Annotated in this window: 16 protein-coding genes; 7 read left to right on the top strand and 9 right to left on the bottom strand. The window is 70.2% G+C overall.

The genetic code is table 11. The annotated features are described in order from the left end of the window. The first annotated feature begins 1 nt into the window (after position 1). The gene (locus tag CHC11_RS43570; RefSeq protein ID WP_281258386.1) at positions 2 to 130 is read left to right on the top strand and encodes a hypothetical protein; all 129 of its coding nucleotides are present in this window, start codon (positions 2 to 4) and stop codon (positions 128 to 130) included. A gap of 156 nt (positions 131 to 286) precedes the next feature. Here the strand turns inward: CHC11_RS43570 and CHC11_RS29810 are convergent, their stop codons facing one another. The 4 genes from CHC11_RS29810 to CHC11_RS29790 form a co-directional block, all read right to left on the bottom strand. Then, positions 287 to 1024, bottom strand: a complete 738-nt coding sequence (locus CHC11_RS29810; protein WP_089315168.1) for a dienelactone hydrolase family protein — start codon at positions 1022 to 1024, stop codon at positions 287 to 289. A 714-nt stretch (positions 1025 to 1738) separates the two neighbouring features. Further along, positions 1739 to 2326: a type VII secretion system-associated protein gene (locus CHC11_RS29800; RefSeq protein WP_179279073.1), complete on the bottom strand. Its 588-nt coding sequence runs from the start codon at positions 2324 to 2326 to the stop codon at positions 1739 to 1741. Continuing rightward, positions 2319 to 2753: a hypothetical protein gene (locus CHC11_RS29795; RefSeq protein WP_089315166.1), complete on the bottom strand. Its 435-nt coding sequence runs from the start codon at positions 2751 to 2753 to the stop codon at positions 2319 to 2321. The genes CHC11_RS29800 and CHC11_RS29795 overlap by 8 nt, the downstream gene beginning before the upstream one ends. A gap of 1 nt (position 2754) precedes the next feature. Beyond that, the gene (locus tag CHC11_RS29790) at positions 2755 to 4167 is read right to left on the bottom strand and encodes a scabin-related ADP-ribosyltransferase (protein WP_089315165.1); all 1413 of its coding nucleotides are present in this window, start codon (positions 4165 to 4167) and stop codon (positions 2755 to 2757) included. Positions 4168 to 4643: 476 nt separating this feature from the next. Here CHC11_RS29790 and CHC11_RS29785 point away from each other — a divergent pair, with 476 nt between their 5' ends. Continuing rightward, positions 4644 to 6128 carry an OmpA family protein gene (locus CHC11_RS29785; protein WP_089315164.1) on the top strand — a complete coding sequence of 495 codons (1485 nt, stop codon included), beginning with the start codon at positions 4644 to 4646 and terminating at the stop codon, positions 6126 to 6128. A gap of 38 nt (positions 6129 to 6166) precedes the next feature. Here the strand turns inward: CHC11_RS29785 and CHC11_RS29780 are convergent, their stop codons facing one another. From CHC11_RS29780 to CHC11_RS29765, 4 genes are all read right to left on the bottom strand, one after another. Then, complete coding sequence (locus tag CHC11_RS29780; RefSeq protein WP_089315243.1) at positions 6167 to 7564, bottom strand: dihydrolipoamide acetyltransferase family protein; 1398 nt, start codon at positions 7562 to 7564, stop codon at positions 6167 to 6169. A gap of 5 nt (positions 7565 to 7569) precedes the next feature. Next, positions 7570 to 8553 carry an alpha-ketoacid dehydrogenase subunit beta gene (locus CHC11_RS29775; protein WP_089315163.1) on the bottom strand — a complete coding sequence of 328 codons (984 nt, stop codon included), beginning with the start codon at positions 8551 to 8553 and terminating at the stop codon, positions 7570 to 7572. After that, positions 8550 to 9680, bottom strand: coding sequence for a pyruvate dehydrogenase (acetyl-transferring) E1 component subunit alpha (pdhA, locus tag CHC11_RS29770; protein WP_089315162.1), 1131 nt, complete (start codon positions 9678 to 9680; stop codon positions 8550 to 8552). Before pdhA ends, CHC11_RS29775 begins: the two co-directional genes overlap by 4 nt. A gap of 234 nt (positions 9681 to 9914) precedes the next feature. Beyond that, positions 9915 to 11534 carry a hypothetical protein gene (locus CHC11_RS29765; RefSeq protein WP_089315161.1) on the bottom strand — a complete coding sequence of 540 codons (1620 nt, stop codon included), beginning with the start codon at positions 11532 to 11534 and terminating at the stop codon, positions 9915 to 9917. Between the two features lie 95 nt (positions 11535 to 11629). Between CHC11_RS29765 and purS the strand changes: the two genes are divergently transcribed. The 4 genes from purS (at position 11630) to purL (ending at position 16679) form a co-directional block, all read left to right on the top strand. Next, positions 11630 to 11872 carry a phosphoribosylformylglycinamidine synthase subunit PurS gene (gene purS, locus CHC11_RS29760; RefSeq protein ID WP_089315160.1) on the top strand — a complete coding sequence of 81 codons (243 nt, stop codon included), beginning with the start codon at positions 11630 to 11632 and terminating at the stop codon, positions 11870 to 11872. 225 nt (positions 11873 to 12097) lie between these two features. Further along, positions 12098 to 12538, top strand: a complete 441-nt coding sequence (locus tag CHC11_RS29755) for an ATP-binding protein (protein ID WP_245919942.1) — start codon at positions 12098 to 12100, stop codon at positions 12536 to 12538. A gap of 101 nt (positions 12539 to 12639) precedes the next feature. Further along, on the top strand, positions 12640 to 13320 hold the full coding sequence (purQ, locus tag CHC11_RS29750; protein WP_089315158.1) for a phosphoribosylformylglycinamidine synthase subunit PurQ: 681 nt from the start codon (positions 12640 to 12642) through the stop codon (positions 13318 to 13320). 32 nt (positions 13321 to 13352) lie between these two features. After that, positions 13353 to 16679 (top strand): phosphoribosylformylglycinamidine synthase subunit PurL, encoded by a 3327-nt coding sequence (purL, locus tag CHC11_RS29745; protein ID WP_425427360.1) that lies wholly within the window; start codon positions 13353 to 13355, stop codon positions 16677 to 16679. Positions 16680 to 16742: 63 nt separating this feature from the next. Here the strand turns inward: purL and CHC11_RS43705 are convergent, their stop codons facing one another. Then, positions 16743 to 16922 carry a DUF1737 domain-containing protein gene (locus CHC11_RS43705; protein WP_089315157.1) on the bottom strand — a complete coding sequence of 60 codons (180 nt, stop codon included), beginning with the start codon at positions 16920 to 16922 and terminating at the stop codon, positions 16743 to 16745. Positions 16923 to 17157: 235 nt separating this feature from the next. On the opposite strand from CHC11_RS43705, the gene CHC11_RS29735 reads away from it, so the two are divergent. Continuing rightward, positions 17158 to 17439, top strand: a complete 282-nt coding sequence (locus CHC11_RS29735) for a hypothetical protein (protein ID WP_089315156.1) — start codon at positions 17158 to 17160, stop codon at positions 17437 to 17439. The last annotated feature ends 69 nt before the right edge of the window (positions 17440 to 17508 follow it).

Below are 17508 nucleotides of genomic sequence, written 5' to 3'. Positions count from 1 at the left end.
GATGCTGGTCTGCCCGGCCTCACGAGGCAAGGGAACCCGCGTCTTCGAAGACCAGCAAGACCTCAAGGTGGCCGAAGCCGCGGCATTCGAGAACGGCATCACACTTCTGCGCTACGAGATCAAGAACTGAGAACGCCTGCGACGACCCCGCCCACGTCAGGGCACGGGGGGCGTCCCGGCCACCCACGATTCAGCCGATGGAGGCGCCGGTGGCCGTGCGCCGCCCCGACCGGTCGGCACCGGCGATGTCCGGTACCGGCGCGATCGGGGCGGGGCCGGCCCGCGACTAGGTCAGATGGCGGATGAAGAACGCCGCCGCGGCGTCCCCCGCGAACTGCGGGACGCCGGTGTGCCCGCCCATGTTGGCGTTCAGCGTCTTCTCCTTGGAACCGAAGGCGTCGAACAGATCAAGGGCCGCCTGCCGGTCGTTCCCTTCGTCGTCCCACTGCAGCAGGACGTGCAGCGGAATGGTGACCTGCCGGGCCTCCTCGAGAAGGGTGCGAGGCACGAAACTCCCGGCGAACAGAACGGCGGCCGAGACGCGCGGCTCGACCGCCGCCAGCCGGACGCCGATGGCGGTCACCCCTCCCGAGAACCCGACCGGGCCGTCGATCTCGGGCAGTGCGAGGAGGGCGTCCAGGGTGGCCTGCCACTCCGGGACCGCCTTCTCGACCAGCGGGAGGACGAGCCGGTCCACGATCTCCCCGTCGACCGGCCCGCCGGCCGCCACCGCCCGCTGCAGGTCGGCGCGGGCCTGCTCGGCGGTGGCCGAACGGGGTCGGTTTCCGCCTCCGGGGAGCTCGATGGTGGCCGCGGCGAAGCCGTCCCTCGCCGAGTGCCGGGCCCGGGCCGTGACGCGGGGACGCATCCTGTCCAGTCCGCCGGGGTGGCCCATCAGGATCAGCGGAACCGGTGCGTCGGCGGACGCGGACCCGGGCGTCCACAGGATGCCGGGGATCTCGCCGAGGGTGAATTCGCGTTCGAGGACGCCGTCGTCGAGGCGCTGCTCGGAGGTGAACTGCATGGTCGTGCCTTTCGGGAGAGCTCATAACGGCGCTCCCGGACGACCTAACGTCCGACCGTGACCCCAGAGAGGAGCACCCATGTCGATACTGCGTTCACGGGTACCACCTCCTCGTTCTCTGGCACGGCCTTCAGAAAAGTAGCAGCGGTCCCCGCGCCCCGCCAACGGGATTTTGGCGGATCCGGCCGCCACGGAGCCGAGTGAATCGCGAGGTCACCGAAGAAGGGTGGTGGAGCGCGCGCATCCGGTCGGGTCTCCGGAACCGGCGGACGCACCAACGGCCTTGCCCTGTGCCTGGCGAGCGGCGGAAGCCCTCGGCCCAGCGATGTCGCCGAGCTCACAGGGCCGGCCGGCCGCCCGAAGCTTGACCTTGCCCCCGACGCGCGGACGATCATCATTGTCGGCGGCAGGGAACGTCGACTCACTGCGAGGCAGGGAGCAACGAAGATGATCAACATGAGCAGTCCACAGGGCGACGACGACGTCGCCAGCGACGCAGAGCTGGAAGAAGCGCTGGACCTCGCGGGGTTCGACCCCAGTAAGGTCCTGGGCAAGTAACTCCACAGAAGGATGATTTCTCGGCTCGCCGAGGTTCCATCTGGTTTCATGGGCGACCTCTTCGGAGGTCGCTTCTTATTTCCACGGCAGCTCAAGTGAGAGCCGCTCCCGACAGGAGGCGGGCTTGCACTTCAGTGAGAAGAGCGGCTTGGTGGATCAACGCCCTGAGTGCAGTCTCAGATTCTGAGAGTCGATCTTCCAGCGCGCGGGGCTGTTGATATTAATAACGATGTCGATGTTGTCAGGGACGGACGAAGCGAGTTCTGTCGCAGGGAGGGCCCGCCATGACCCTCCCTCAAACAGTGGCTCCTTCGGCAGTTGCTCTCGGGAGGTGAAAGCGAAGACGCCCTCGATGCCGTCGGTCTCATGAACCCAGACGGAGCCGCTGCCTGCTTCGGGACCGGTCGCGACCAATACCTCGGAGGATCGCAACTGGGCAAGCGCTTGACTTTCGTCTCCGTACCCTGCCACTACCAGTTGGATCGCAGCGTCCAGTTGGTCGGTCGGCTCGGGAAAGCCAAGCACCTCAGGTGAAGGTCGGTAATCAGGATTCTTCTTGAAGAGGTCTGTTATTTTCCCATCTTCGTCGATGCTCCATGCTCCGACAATGCCATATGCGGGAACGTCGTCATCTGAGTCGAAGAAGGGGTCGATCTCGTAGAGCCAGGAGCCGGGGTGCTGATTGGCGTACTCCAAGGCCTCCGGTGAATCGGGCGGCGTCAGGGCGCCGTCGTTGTCAGTCATCAGAGCCAACCCAATCATCGAAGTAGCGGATCTGTTCGCCGACGGGAACCACGGATTCGCAGGAGGTCGGGTCGAAGATATAGATCATGTTCCGGCGTGTCGGCCGCTTGAAGAGGCTGAGCAGCATCTTCAAGCCGCGCCTGGGTGGGAGGACGTACAGCATCCTACCGCCGCCCATGTCTCTGGACATTCCCGACGGATGGGCGTCGCGCCTCGCGCCGTTCACGCACAACCTGATGCCTTCGGCATCAGTGTGTCGACGTATCTCCTGAAATGCCGAGAAAAGGTCGTCCGCTTCCGAGTTCCACTCCCGCCCGTCTTCGGCGCGCAGTGTCAGCAGCCACGGCGGCCCCACCTCCGAGGCTGACACGGTCCAGGTGCCGCGCACGCCATCCGCAGTCAGTACCGGAATAGACTCGGACTGCATGTCACCTTCCTTGGAAGTGCGGATTCTCGACTACCTTGCCGGTATAGGAAAGCCCTTTTACCTCGCGGGCACGCCTGATGTGTTCACGGGGAATGTGGTCAAGGTAGGCCATCTCTTTTTCGGACTGCCCCCAGAGGACGAGGCGGTATTTCAGTCCCAATGCCTTGTTGACATTGATGGCTGGTGCGGGGGATTCAACCTCGTATACCCAGCCATGAAGCTTTCGCTTGCTGCCCTGAACGGCAACCGTAAACGGCTTGGCGGCATCCTCCGTCATCGAGGTGCCGATGAATCTCGACGGCTCGTTGAGTTCTGCATACCTCTTCAGATCGTTACTCGTTCCGCGTGCGCGGAAGCCATCTCCATTGATGAAGATGTCGTCCGGACTTCTGGTGTCCCCCCGAAACACTCGCTGGGGATTTCTAACTGCCCTTCTGTATTTTTCGAGCGGGTCGTCCTGTGAGCGAATCCTCTCCTGGTCCCCGTCCCGCCCCTTGCCGTCGTCCTTGCTTCGCGAGTCGGGTGCGCCGGCGGCTATGGGATCGAGGTCTTTGTCAGTGAATGAGTGAGCGAGAGGTTCTTTCGCCTTCTCCGGGACCGGGGCCACGGCTTCGCCCTCGGCTTTCTTACCATGGTCTTGCTCGCCGTCGGTGGGTGCGGGCGGTGCTTCGGCGTCCGGCTCGGGTTCGGGGACCGGCGGGGCCTCTTCGAGTTGCTCACCGATCTCGGCGGGGGGCTTTCCGTCCGCGACCTCGGAGGGGTTCGTTTCGGCCGGGCGTTCGACGTCCTCCGCCCGATCGTCGAGGATGCCGTGGTCGAGCGGTTGAGCATCCTGCGGAGGAGTCGGTCCGGTGCCGTCGCCCGGCTCCGGCGTGACGTCGGCCGACTCGTCGGTTCTGTAAGTCTCCGGGGCCGGTGGCCGGTTTTCCTGCGGCTTCGGATGGCTCGGAGTGACCTGCTCCGAAGCCTCGGTGTCCTGCTCGCCGGGGGCCGCCGGGTCTGCGTTGTCCGGTTCGCGATTGTCGTCGGCGGGAGGTTCTGCCTCGTCGGGGCGCGCTTTCGATGTGTCCGAGGGTTCGGTCTCGGCGGCGTCCGCTTCGTTCTCGTCGGTTTCGAGCTTCTCGCCTCGGGCGATTGCGAGGGAGTCGGCGCGGGGGGTGCCTATTCTGTTGGGGTCGTCGTTGGGGTCGTTGCTGTTCTCGGCTCGGATGCTGCGGGCGGGTGGCGGCGTCTCGCGCTTCTGGTCTGTCCCGGGTTCGTAGGGCTGCTGCGCGGCGGCGCGGCTCTCCAGGCGGGACTTCTGCCCGGGCGCGCCGGGCTGGTCCTGGGGGAGGGACGGAGCCTGATCGGACGCCTTGGGCTGGTCGCCGGTCTCCACCTTGGTATCGGTCCTGGTGGGATGCTCGACGCCCACGCCTCAGCCCTTCCGCAGATGAAACCCGACCACGGTCGATCCGTTTCGCGTACTGTCAGATGTTTCCGATGGCGTGCGGGGCTGACGTTCGGTCACATCGACTGCCCATTGAAGCGTGATTGTGGGAGATTGGCACGCTTCGCTGATCGTATGAGCGAATGTCTCTTTCGAAAACACGGTGGACCCGTGGGTGACCCGCGTCTTCGGCGCCGCTACCGTTCGGCTGCCGATGAACGACGGGACCGCATGCCGGTAACTCCGGGGACTCGCAGGTTCGGCTCCGGGAGTGCGATCGGCCAGGTCCCGCTCTCGGATGTTGGATGTCCGATTCGCTCAGGCTGATCGGATGTCGGCTCAAGGCTCGGGTTCCGCGTGGGGCCTGAGGCGGTGGGGCTTGTGAGGTTCTGGCGGGGGGTGGTGCGGTTGACTACTGTTGCCCGCGTTCCTCGCCCGTCCCCCTCCCGAGCGGATGAACGATGCGTGCGCTGCCCCTCGCCGTTTCTCTTGCCGGACTGCTGGTCGTCGCCGGGTGCGCCGATCCCGACCAGGCTCGGAAGGTCGCTCCGCCGACGGTGCGTGCGGGCGGGGCTCTGCCCACCGTGCAGCCTGCGGGCGCGTACGCCAAGGAGGGGTGGTTCGGTGGTGCGGACGGCCTGCACGCGCGGGTGGCCATCAGGGGCGTCGAGCGGCAGGCCGCCAAGTCGGTGCTGCGCTACAGCGTGACGTCGCTGGACTCGTCGGTGAAGTCGGTCCCGTTCGAGATCGCGCTGCTGGACACGGCCGGGCGCCGGCTCTACAAGCCGACCGGCACCACCAGCGGCTCCGGCTTCGCGCCGGGCACGACCCGCGAGATGTCCGCCGACTACCCGCCGATCCCGGCGACCGTCCAGAAGGTCACCGCGATCACGCCCGGGACGGCCGGAGAGTTCCCCGGGATCCCGGTGGCGGCCGCGTCGGCCGCGCCGTCCGCGACGGCGACGCCCTCCCCCTCGTCCGCGCCGCCGGGCGGGACGGTCTCCTCGTCTCCCTCGGCGCCGTCCTCCCCGTCGGTCGGTGCCGAGCCGGAGGTCGGGGCCGAGCCGTTCATGGCGGTGGCTCCGTCCCCGATCACGACCTCGCCATCAGGGTCGCCCTCGACGACCGCGCCGGGTGGGAACCCCGTCGACCTGTACGACCTCGTCGAGGGGGACAAGCGGACCGTCTCGTCCAGCGGATCGAGCGCCACGGTCAGCCTGCGCGGCGATGGTCTGTTCGAGAGCGGTTCGGGCAAGCTGTCGAGTCAGGGCAAGGCCCTCCTCGACGAGGTCGCTCAGCAGATCAAGGCGAAGGCGGCGGGGGCGCTGGCGTTCGAGGGGCATGCCGGCGACGCGAAGCTGTCCGGGGAGCGGGCCCAGGCCGTTCTGAGCGAGGTGAAGGGCAGGCTCGGTGCCGGATTCACCTACGCCGCGAACGGCAAGCAGGACGGTGACGGCGTCGACATCACCTACCAGCTCAAGTCGACCGCGCCGGGCTCCGTCCAGCCGGCCTCTTTCCGTGCGCAGGACGGTCAGAAGGTGGCGTCCCGCACGGCTCCCTTTGGCGCCGCCAAGAGGCGCCTTGAGGTCAAACCCTTCTATCGGGACGGCGCCTACGTCGTCGCCGTGTTCGACATCGTGAACGAGGGGCCCGGTACCACGCCGCCGGACGCGTCCTACCCGAACCCGAGCTACCCGGGCGGCGTGTTCGGAGCGTTCTCGATCCAGGCGCCGGGCCAGAAGGACGTCTACCGCGCCGTCCGCGTCGGTCCTGCGACGCCGGGCCGTCCCACCGACTATGTCGACGCTGGACGGGCCGTCTTCCGTACCGCGGTCAACGAGCCCGTCCGAGGCTTCGTCTACCTTCCCGCCCCGCCCGGCAACGTCACGTCCGTGACCTTCGACGCCGGGCCCTTCGGCAAGGTCGAGAAGGTCCCCGTTTCCTGAGTGTGGGGGCCGGCTCCAGGCCGGCCCCCACGGAACCGTCAGCGGCTCCAGGCGAGCATGCGGATGGGGTCTTCCAGCATGTCCCCGACGTCGCGCAGGACGCGGGAGCCCAGCTCGCCGTCCACGATGCGGTGGTCGAACGAGAGCGCCAGCGTGGTCACCTTGCGGATAGCGAGCTCGCCCTCGTGCACCCACGGCATGTCCCGGACCTGGCCGAACGCCAGGATCGCGGCCTCGCCCGGGGTGAGGATCGGGGTCCCGGAGTCCACCCCGAACACGCCGACGTTCGTGATCGTGATCGTCCCGTCGGACAGGTCGGCGGGGGACGCCTTGCCCGCGCGGGCCTTCGCCGCCAGCTCGTTCAGAGCGCGCGCGAGGCCAGGCAGGTCGAGGTCGTGCGCGTCCTTCACCTTGGGGACGATGAGGCCGCGGTCGGTGGCGGCCGCTATCCCCAGGTTCACGTAGCGCTTGACGACGATCTCCGCGCCGTCCGGGCCGTCCGCCCAGGTGGAGTTCACCATCGGGTTGCGCGCCACCGCGGTGAGCAGCGCGCGCGCCACCAGCAGCAGCGGCGACACCTTCACGTCCGCGAACTCGGGCAGCTCGCGGAGCCGCTTGACGGTCTCCATCGTCCGCGTCACGTCCACCTGGAGGAACTCGGTGACGTGCGGGGCGGTGAACGCCGAACCGGACATCGCCGCCGCGGTCGCCTTGCGGACGCCCTTGACGGGGACGCGCTCCTCGCGCGGGCCCGCCTGGACGGGCGTGCCGGGTGCCTCGGCCCCGGCCTGCGCGGCGAGGACGTCCTCGCGCGTGATCGATCCCTGCGGGCCCGACCCGGTGATGGACATGAGATCCACCCCGAGGTCCTTGGCCATCTTGCGGACGGGCGGCTTGGCCAGCGGCAGCCCGTCGCCCGCAGGGCTCGGACGGGGCGCCGGAGGCGCCTGCGGGGCCGGTGCGGGGGCGGCCGGGGATGCGGAGGCCCCGTTGGCGGACTTGCGGGCACGGCGCTTGGTCGTCCCCTCCTTCACGCCGTAGCCGACGAGGACGGGCGTGCGCTTCGGCGGCCCCTGCGGCGACACCATGCCCGGCTCGTTGACGGTCGGGACGCCCTCCTCGCGGAGCGCGGCCGCCTGCGCCGGAGGTTCCGACACCGGCTCGGCCAGTGCAGGGGCCACGCCGCCCTCGCCGCCGGCGTCCACCGCGATGATCGGGACCCCGACGTCCACGGTCTGCCCCTCGGTGACCAGCAGCTCGGCCACCACGCCCTCGAACGGGCAGGGCAGCTCCACGATCGCCTTCGCCGTCTCGATCTCGACGATGGTCTGGTTCACCTCGACGGTGTCGCCGGGCTGGACGTGCCACTTGACGATCTCGGCCTCCGTCAGGCCCTCGCCCACATCCGGCAGTTTGAACAGTTTGGGCTGGCTCACCGGCGTCACCACGCGAAGGTCCGGTCGACCGCGTCCAGGATGCGGTCGAGGTCGGGCAGGTAATGGTCCTCGATGCGGGACGGCGGGTACGGGGTGGAGAACCCGCCGACGCGCAGCACCGGCGACTCCAGCCGGTAGAAGCACTTCTCGGTGATCCGGGCGGCCAGCTCGGCGCCGTACCCGTTGAAGACCGGGGCCTCGTGGACGACGACGCAGCGTCCCGTCCGGTTCACCGAGTCGGTCACCGTGCCGATGTCGAGCGGGTTCAGCGAGCGCAGGTCGATGACCTCCAGCTCCCGCCCCTCCTCGGCTGCGGCACCGGCGGCCTCCAGGCACGTCTTCACCGCCGGCCCGTAGGCCAGCAGCGTCGCGTGCCCGCCCGGCCGCACGACCGCGGCCCGGTGCAGCGGCGTCCAGCCGGTCGCGTCCGAGTCGGTGTCGACCTCCGCCTTGTCCCAGTAGCGGCGCTTCGGCTCGAAGAAGACCACCGGGTCGGGGGAGGCGATCGACTGCTGGATCATCGAGTAGGCGTCCAGCGGGTTCGAGCACGCCACCACGCGCAGGCCGGCGGTGTGCGTGAAGTACGCCTCCGGCGACTCGGAGTGGTGCTCGACCGCGCCGATGCCGCCGCCGCACGGGATCCGCACGACGACCGGCAGCTCCAGCGCGCCGAGCGAGCGCATCCGCATCTTCGCCAGCTGCGTGATGATCTGGTCGGCGGCGGGGAACACGAACCCGTCGAACTGGATCTCCACCACGGGACGGTAGCCGCGCAGCGCCAGCCCGATCGCCGTTCCGACGATGCCGGACTCGGCGAGCGGGGTGTCGATGACCCGCTCCTCGCCGAAGTCCTTCTGCAGGCCGTCGGTGATGCGGAAGACGCCGCCGAGCTTGCCGACGTCCTCGCCCATGACCAGGACCTTCGGGTCGTTCTCCATGGCCTTGCGCAGGCCCTCGTTGAGGGCCTTGCCGAGGGTCAGGGTGCTCACTTCGCCTCCTCCTCGAACGAGGCCAGGTAGGCGGCGAACTGCTCCTGCTCCTCGGTCATGAGCGGGTGCTCGTCCCCGTACACGTGGTCGAACATCGACAGCGGCCCCGGGTCGGGCAGCGCCAGGCACGCCTCACGCAGCTCCCTGGTGATCTGCTTGGCCTCGTCCTCCACCTTCTGGAAGAACCCGGCGTCCGCCAGGTCGCCGCGCACCAGATACGCCTTGACGCGCTCGATGGGGTCCTTGAGCTTCCACGCCTCCTCCTCGGCCTTCAGCCGGTAGCGCGTGGGGTCGTCGGTCGTGGTGTGGGCGCCCATCCGGTACGTGTACGCCTCGACGAGAGTGGGGCCCTGGCCCGTCCTGGCGTTCTCCAGGGCCTTCCTGGTGACGGCCAGGCAAGCGAACACGTCGTTGCCGTCCACGCGGACGCCTGGGAAGCCGAAACCCTGCGCACGCTTGTAGAGGGGGATCCTGGACTGCCGTTCGAGGGGCTCGGAGATGGCCCACTGGTTGTTCTGGCAGAAGAACACGATCGGCGCGTTGAAGACCGAGGCGAACACGAACGATTCGTTCACGTCGCCTTGGGACGTCGCCCCGTCCCCGAAGTAGGCGATCGTGGCGCCCGCCGACGGGGTGCCGAGCACGCCGTCCCGCTGGATGCCCATCGCGTACCCCGTCGCGTGCAGCGTCTGGCTGCCGATCACGACGGTGTACAGGTGGAAGCCGTGCTCCTTCGGGTCCCAACCGCCGTGGTTGACGCCGCGGAACATGCCGAGCAGCTTCAGCGGCTCCACGTCCCGGCACCAGGCGACGCCGTGCTCGCGGTACGTCGGGAAGACCATGTCGTTGGCGGACGCCGCCCGCCCGGAGCCGATCTGCGCCGCCTCCTGCCCGAGCAGCGACGCCCAGAGGCCGAGCTCGCCCTGCCGGGTGAGCGCCACGGCCTCCTGGTCGATCCGCCGCACGATCACCAGGTCGCGGTAGAGGCCGCGCACGTCCTCGGCGCCGAGGTCGAGGGGGTAGTCCGGGTGCTCGACCCGCTCGCCCTCGGGGGTGAGCAGCTGGACGAGTTCGGGCTCGGCGACCTTCGGGGTGTCGGGCGCGCCGCGCACGGAGTCGATCGTCATCGATGACACTCCTCGTTCGGGGCCGTCACGCGGGGTCGCCGCGCGGCCGGCCGATGCCAACGGCCCCGTCCCCGGTAGGGGACAAAAGCCGCAATGCCATCGTGGCAGACATCACACCCTGCGGTGCAAGTTCCCCGCCACCGCGATGCGAGCCCCGCCACCGGAGGTCCTACCCCCGGCCCTACCCGGCGACCCTGACGTGACGCACGTTACGTCCGCCGTTCCCGGCGCCAGCTACTCCCGGGAGAGCGCGCGGGTGGCGCCCGCCGCGACCGTCAGGCCGAGGAGCAGGCCCGCGGCGACGATGAAGTTGGCGATCCACTGGTAGAGGCCCTTGGGCGCGAACTCCATCTCCTGGCCGAGGCTGCCGATCGGCAGGAGGAGGTCGAGCGTGTAGAAGAAGGCGTTGAAATGCGGCTTGTGGCCTTCGTCCAGGACGTCCGGCCGGTGGATCGAGAAGACGATCGTCCCGAAGGCGAGCAGGCCGATCAGCCAGCTCGCGGCGCGGAACGGGCGGTAGCCGTAGCCGACCAGCCCGTCCTGGAACCAGCCGACGATCTTGCGGGGGACGCCCTGAGTCCTGCGCCGGTCCCGCGCCTTGGCGAGCAGGACGGAGCGGCCGTCGGCGTCCAGGCCGAGGGAGCGGTAGGTCTGCGCGAGCCGCTCGTAGGGCTGCGGGGCGTAGCCGTCGGTGTCGCGGCGCAGCCACGCCAGGCGCTCGCGGGCGGTGAGCGGCGGTTCGAGGGTCTCGTACTGGAGGCCGTCGAGCTGGAGGCGCTCCGGCCACGACGCGGCGTCGTCGCGCAGCAGGTTGATGCGCGCGTAGGACAGGTCCGCGGTCCCCTTGATCGGCTCGGCGGTGCGCATCAGCAGCTCCTCGGCCTGGAGGCGCTGCAGGCCGAGCGCCGTCCCCTCGTCGTGGAGCAGGCGGGCGTCGCGCAGGCTGAGCTGCCCGGTGACGCGGGCTCCGGAGAAGCTGACGGCGCCGACGGCGGTGAACCCGTCCGAGCAGTAGACGTCGGTCTCGACGGACAGGTCGTCGGCGTTCAGGGCGGTCCGCTTGGGGGCGGCCAGGCGGGCGCCGACGAACGACAGGTATCCGCCGACGCGGGCGCCGCGCAGCCGGACCTCCCCCTCGGCGCTGAACCCGCCGTCGCAGAACACGTTCGCGGCCACGTCCAGGCGGCTGGCGTACAGGGCGGCGCCGGACGGGTTGTACAGCCGCGCGCCCCGGAAGATCAGCTGGCCGCCGACGCGGGACCCCGGCAGCCGGACCTCGCCGTTGGCGGTGAACCCCTGGTCGCAGTAGACGTTCGCCTCGACCGACAGGCGGTCGGCGAGCATCGCGTCCCCGCCGGGGTTGGACAGGTGCACGCCCGACATGTTGAGGATGCCGGTGATGTTCGCGCCGTCCAGCCACAGGCCGCCGTTGATGCGGCTGCCCTCCAGCCACAGGTGGCCGTCCACCCGCGTGCCGGAGGCGATCAGGCCGGGCAGCCGGCAGCGCATCAGGTGGACGCTGTTCATGCTCGCCCAGTACAGGTGCGGCGCCTCGTCGAAGTCGCAGCCGGTGAGCGCCAGCGGGACGTGGACCTCGGCGTGGCCGAGGTTCAGCGAGCCGGTGATGCGGGCGCCGCCGAGCCGCACGGCGGCGACCTGGCCGGGCTCGGCCTCCACCGCGCCGACGAGCAGCGCGACGAGGACCTCCGCCCTGACCATCCGGTCACGTCCCCAGCGGTCGGAGCGCGTGATGTCGTCCATCGCCTGGTCGCCGGACGACAGGTCGACGGATTCGCCCTTGGGGAACGCCTCCCACAGGCGGCGCTCCACGGGCGTGAGGTCCTCGATGTTCATCGGCAGGCTCCGGGGGTGCTGATGGCTCGTGATGGGCCATGGTGCCGTACGCTTCAGGATCGTAAGCAAAAGCGCAGATCAGTGAGGGGGCGACCGTGGCGCGTGTCGTCGTGGACGTCATGCTCAAGCCGGAGATCCTCGACCCGCAGGGGCAGGCGATCGCCCGCAAGCTGCCGCAGATGGGGTTCGACGGGGTCGTGGCCGTCCGGCAGGGCAAGCGGTTCGAGGTGGAACTGGAGGGGGACGCCGACGAGGCGGCCCTGGAGAAGGTCGGCAAGATCGCCGAGACGCTGCTGGCGAACCCGGTCATCGAGAACTACGAGGTGCACGTTCTGTAACCGCCCGGCCGGGTGGCCGGTACCGGCCCTCCGCCCGAGTCGGCGGTAGAACACCGCTCGGTTTCCGGCTGTGACATGGCCCGTTCCAAATGCCGGGCCCGCGACTGTGGCGGTTACGGAAGATTTTTCCGGGGAAGTGTTAGCTGCGTTGAGTCGTCGAGCACGCTCCGGGACCGGGGGCACGGTCGGGACGCCCGGAGCATGACACGAGGTGTCCGGGTGGATATGAGGTTCTCGCTCGCGCTGCCGCGCGACGCGCTGAGCATCCCGGTGGTCCGGCGGGTGACGGGCGAGGCCCTGCGGGGGCTCGGCGTCTCCGAGGACTGCGTCGACGACCTGCTGGTCGCGATATCCGAGGCGTGCACGAACGTCATCGAGCACGCCCGCGCGAACGGCGACTACCACGTGACCGGGCACGTGGACGACGGCACCTGCCTGCTCAAGATCATGGACTGGGGCCGCGGGCTCCGGTCCGCCCCGCCGGAGCCCGAGCCGCTGAGCGAGTCGGGCCGCGGGATCACGCTCATGCGCGCGCTGGTGGACGACCTGGACATCGACTCCGCGCCCGGCCGGGGCACCGTCGTTCACCTGCGAAAGCGGCTGACCTGGAGGGACGGGGCGCTGGTACGGCGCCTCGACCGCAGCCTCATTCCCAACGCCGGGTAGATTGGGACCCGCGCGCGGGGGAATGCGACGCGCATCGGGGTTGATCGGCGGAGGAGATCCCGATCGTCTCGGCCGCACCTCATTTCGGAGGAACAGAACAGATGGACGCTGCCCGGGTTGGGATCATCACCTTCCCAGGTTCCCTTGACGACAAGGACGCCGCACGCGCGGTGCGGCTTGCCGGCGCGGAGCCCGTCGCCCTCTGGCACGGCGACCGCGACCTGCGGGGGGTCGACGCCGTCGTCCTGCCCGGCGGGTTCTCCTACGGGGACTACCTGCGCGCCGGGGCGATCGCCCGGTTCGCGCCGCTGATGTCCGAGGTCGTGGCCGCCGCGGGCGACGGCCTGCCGGTCCTCGGCATCTGCAACGGGTTCCAGGTGCTGTGCGAGTCGCACCTGCTGCCCGGCGCGCTGCTCCCGAACGCGGGGCTGCACTTCGTCTGCCGCGACCAGCGGCTGCGCGTCGAGAACGCCGACACCGCCTGGACGTCGGAGTACCACGAGGGCCAGGAACTGGTGATCCCGGTGAAGAACCGGGACGGCCGCTACACCGCCGACCGGGAGACGCTGATCGAACTGGCCGACTCCGGCCGCATCGTCGCCCGCTACCTCGACCTGAACCCGAACGGCTCCCAGGACGACATCGCCGGGATCTGCAACGAGGCCGGCAACGTGGTCGGGCTCATGCCCCATCCCGAGCACGCCGTCGAGTCGCTGACCGGGCCGTCCACCGACGGCCTCGGCTTCTTCACCTCGATCGTCAAGAGACTGGTCAACGCATGAGTGAGCAACGGCCCAACGCTTCCGGAAGGGCTATGCGAGACGAGGACGAGCCCTCGATGGAGTGGCTCGGCGAGCTCAAGTCCGACGCCGACGACCCGGAGCTCCAGCCCATCAACCCTGCTGTGACGCAGGGTTTCAAGGCCATCCTCGAAGAGGATCAGCCCTCCTCCCAGCCCGGCCCCCAGGAGCCGGCGCCCGAACCGGCCCCCGGGCCCTTCACCGGGCCCATCCCGGTGCTGAACGACGAGGAGCCCGCTCCGGGCCCCGCGGCGTCCCCGGGGATGTCCGACCAGGAGTTCGCGCGCGCCCTGGAAGAGGAGCGCTCTGGCGGCGACCCCACGTCCACCGTCGTGGACCCGCCGCTCACCGTGCCCGACCTGAGCGCCTTCGCCGCGCCGCCCACCCGCGGCACGGGCACGGGCCCGCAGCCCGCGGTCGGTCACGGCACGGGCCCGCAGCCCGCCGTGGGCCATGGCACGGGCCCGCAGCCCGCCGTGGGCCATGGCACGGGCCCCCAGCCCGCCGTAGGCCACGGCACGGGCTCTCACGCGGTCGGTCATGGCACGGGCCCGCAGCCGACCGTGCGCCCGGGCACCGGCCCGCAGCCTCTCATCGACCTGAACACGGGTCCGCTGTCGCAGGGCCCCGGCACCGGCCCGCAGCCCTCGGTAGGCCCGGGGACGGGTCCTCAGCCCGCCGTGGACACCGGTACCGGCCCGCTGCCCGCCGTCGGCCACGGCACGGGCCCGCAGCCGACCGTGCGCCCCGGCACCGGCCCGCTGCCCGCCGTCGGACGGGGCACGGGTCCCCAGCCCGCGGTCGGCCTCGGCACGGGCCCCCTGCCCGCCGTCCGCCCGGCGACGGGCCCGCTGCCCAGGGTCGGCCCGGGGACGGGTCCGCTGCCCGCGGTCGGTTCCGGTTCCGGTACCGGCCCGCAGCCCGCCGTAGGCCACGGCACGGGTCCGCAGCCCGCCCTCGGCTCCGGTACAAGCCCGCAGCCCGCCGTCGGCCACGGCACGGGCCCGCAGCCCGCCCTCGGGCGCGGTACCGGTCCGCAGCCCGCCATCGAGGCGTCCGGGCGCTACGACCAGGGCACGGACACGGTCGCCGTCGCCGCCGCGTCTCCCGAGCGTCCGCAGCCGTACGCCGAGCTCGGAATGAACGAGGAGGAGTACCAGCGCGTCCGCAACATCCTCGGACGCCGGCCCACCTCGGCCGAGCTGGCGATCTACTCGGTCATGTGGAGCGAGCACTGCTCCTACAAGAGCTCCAAGGTGCATCTGCGCCAGTTCGGCGACAAGGCCCCGAAGACGGACAAGCTCCTCGTCGGCATGGGGGAGAACGCCGGTGTCGTGGACATCGGCCAGGGCTGGGCGGTCACCTTCAAGGTGGAGTCGCACAACCACCCGTCCTACGTCGAGCCGTACCAGGGCGCCGCGACCGGCGTCGGCGGGATCGTCCGCGACATCATGTCGATGGGGGCGCGACCCATCGCCGTCATGGACTCGCTGCGCTTCGGCCCGGCCGACGCCGCCGACACCCAGCGCGTCCTGCCCGGCGTCGTCGCCGGCGTGGGCGGTTACGGCAACTCCCTCGGCCTGCCCAACATCGGCGGCGAGACGGTCTTCGACGCCTGCTACGAGCAGAACCCGCTCGTGAACGCCCTGTGCGTCGGCGTGATGAAGCACGAGGACATCAAGCGCGCGGTGGCCCCCGGCCCCGGCAACCAGGTGATCCTGTTCGGCGCCCTGACCGGCCCGGACGGCATCGGCGGCGCCTCCGTGCTCGCCTCGGCCACCTTCGACGAGGAGTCGCACCAGAAGCGGCCGTCGGTCCAGGTCGGCGACCCGTTCATGGAGAAGCTGCTCATCGAGTGCTGCCTGGAGCTGTTCCACGAGGACCTCGTGGTCGGCATCCAGGACCTCGGCGCCGCCGGGGTGTCGTGCGCGACGACGGAGCTGGCCGCGGCCGGCACCGGCGGCATGCACGTCGACCTCGACACCGTCCCGCTCCGCGACGAGACGCTCCTCCCCGAGGAGATCCTCATGAGCGAGTCGCAGGAGCGCATGATGGCGGTGGTGGAGCCCGCCAAGGTCGAGCGCTTCATGGAGATCTGCGCGCGCTGGGAGATCCCGGCCACCGTGATCGGGACGGTCACCGACACGCGCCGGCTGGTCATGACGTGGCGGGGCGAGACGATCGTCGACATCCCGCCGGTCACGGCCGCCGACGAGGGCCCGGTCTACAACCGCCCGCTGGCGCCCCCGCACGACCTCGGCGCCCTGCAGTCCGACACCCCGGGCCGGCTCACCCGCCCGTCCAACGGCGACGAGCTGCGCCGGACCGTCCTCTGGCTGGCCGGGTCCCCGAACCTCGCCGGCAAGACGTGGGTGACCTCCCAGTACGACCGGTACGTCCTGGGCAACACCGTGATGGCGATGCCCGAGAACGCCGGCGTGGTCCGCATCGACGACGAGTCGGGCCTCGGCATCGCGCTGTCCCTGGACGGCAACGGCCGCTACGCCCGGCTCGACCCGTACGCGGGCGCGCAGCTCGCGCTGTCCGAGGCGTTCCGCAACGTCGCGGCGACCGGCGCGCGGCCCCTGGCCGTCACCAACTGCCTCAACTTCGGCTCCCCGGAGGACCCGGGTGTCATGTGGCAGTTCGCGCAGGCGGTCGAGGGCCTGGCGGACGGCTGCCAGTACCTCGGCATCCCGGTGACGGGCGGCAACGTCAGCTTCTACAACCAGACGGGCAGCACCCCGATCAACCCGACCCCGGTCATCGGCGTCCTCGGCGTCCACGACGACGTGCGCCGCCGGGTGAACATGTCGCTGACCACCGACGGCGCCACGATCGCCCTCCTCGGCGAGACCCGCGAGGAGTTCGGCGGCTCGGAATGGGCGCACGTCGTCTACGGCCACCTGGGCGGCCTGCCGCCGCTGGTCGACCTGAAGGCCGAGGCGGCACTGGCCTCGGTGATGGTCGCGGCCGTCCGCGAGGGCCTGGTCAACGCCGTGCACGACCTGTCCGACGGCGGCCTCTCGCAGACGCTGGTGGAGTCGTGCCTGCGCGGCGGCCTCGGCGCCCGCATCACCCTGCAGGGCGACCCGTTCGTCTCGCTGTTCAGCGAGTCGGTGGCCCGCGCCATGGTCGTCGTCCGTCCGGGCGCCGAGTCACGCCTCGTGGCCCTGTGCGAGTCGGCAGGCGTCCCGGTCAGCCAGCTCGGCGTGGCAGGCGGCGACAGCCTGCACGTGACGGGCCGCGGCCCCGAAGGCGACCAGCAGGAGCTGTTCAGCATCGGCCTCTCCGAACTCCGCGAGGCCCACGAACGGATGCTCCCCACCTACGCCGACTGACGCGACCAGCGAAGGGGCGCCCCCGGTTCGGGGGCGCCCCTTCGCATGTCACGTCCGCCCGCGCTACTCCGGGCGACGAGTGAGCGCCTGAGCCACGATGACGCGATCCCCGTTGAACGTCACCGACGGAGACCCGTGCAGCTCATAGCCCAAGTCGAGCGCCTCACTGACCCGCCGGCAGAACGTCTCATCGTCAGGCCCGGTAAGAACCCGATACCGCGGCAGCTCCCGCTTGTCACCCATATCTCGACCCTAGAGGACCGCGATCCGGCGCTGTCGCCCGTGACGACTCCCGCCATTCCGCACAGGGCGGCGAATCCTTGCGCTCCCCACGGCGGCCGCCCCTTTTTGATCTTCTGGCGCCGTCCTGCGCTTGCCGAGACCGGGTGCGGCTGGACGGTCCTTCTCCGCGAACACAAATCAGATCGGTGAGGCGGCCTCGCGGTCGCACCACCTCTACCTGTCGGGGAGAAACCTGATGAAAGCCCTGCGCACCACACTGGCCAACTGGCTCTGCGTGCTGATCCGTGTGCTCGACCCGTCCCGGAAGTTCGTCACGGAACCGTCCCGCACGCTCGTCGTTCACACGACCTGCAAGGACGCGGCTCGGATCGAGAAGGTCGCTCTGGAGTGGGCGCAAGCCTGCTTCGGAGAGGCCGGCACGTACACGATCGTGCCCGGTTACACGGTCACGCCGGACGTGTACATGCACGAGTTCACCGGGAAGTTCACGGCCAAGGTGACCGTGCTGGAAGGCTGATCCGACGACCTGAGGCCCGACGCGTCGCCGCGTCGAGCCCCCACCGCAGCGGCCCTCCCTTCACCGGGA

The organism is Actinomadura mexicana, from assembly GCF_900188105.1.
In the GTDB taxonomy this organism is placed as follows: Bacteria; Actinomycetota; Actinomycetes; order Streptosporangiales; family Streptosporangiaceae; genus Spirillospora; species Spirillospora mexicana.
This window is presented reverse-complemented; position numbering and strand designations above follow the sequence as displayed.

Coding starts and splice junctions, on each gene's coding strand:
- CHC11_RS43570 (WP_281258386.1), top strand. CDS start 2: ATGCTGGTCTGCCCGGCCTCACGAGGCAAGGGAACCCGCGTCTTCGAA.
- CHC11_RS29810 (WP_089315168.1), bottom strand. CDS start 1,024: ATGCAGTTCACCTCCGAGCAGCGCCTCGACGACGGCGTCCTCGAACGC.
- CHC11_RS29800 (WP_179279073.1), bottom strand. CDS start 2,326: ATGACTGACAACGACGGCGCCCTGACGCCGCCCGATTCACCGGAGGCC.
- CHC11_RS29795 (WP_089315166.1), bottom strand. CDS start 2,753: ATGCAGTCCGAGTCTATTCCGGTACTGACTGCGGATGGCGTGCGCGGC.
- CHC11_RS29785 (WP_089315164.1), top strand. CDS start 4,644: ATGCGTGCGCTGCCCCTCGCCGTTTCTCTTGCCGGACTGCTGGTCGTC.
- pdhA (WP_089315162.1), bottom strand. CDS start 9,680: ATGACGATCGACTCCGTGCGCGGCGCGCCCGACACCCCGAAGGTCGCC.
- CHC11_RS29765 (WP_089315161.1), bottom strand. CDS start 11,534: ATGAACATCGAGGACCTCACGCCCGTGGAGCGCCGCCTGTGGGAGGCG.
- CHC11_RS29755 (WP_245919942.1), top strand. CDS start 12,098: ATGAGGTTCTCGCTCGCGCTGCCGCGCGACGCGCTGAGCATCCCGGTG.
- purQ (WP_089315158.1), top strand. CDS start 12,640: ATGGACGCTGCCCGGGTTGGGATCATCACCTTCCCAGGTTCCCTTGAC.
- purL (WP_425427360.1), top strand. CDS start 13,353: ATGCGAGACGAGGACGAGCCCTCGATGGAGTGGCTCGGCGAGCTCAAG.
- CHC11_RS43705 (WP_089315157.1), bottom strand. CDS start 16,922: ATGGGTGACAAGCGGGAGCTGCCGCGGTATCGGGTTCTTACCGGGCCT.
- CHC11_RS29735 (WP_089315156.1), top strand. CDS start 17,158: ATGAAAGCCCTGCGCACCACACTGGCCAACTGGCTCTGCGTGCTGATC.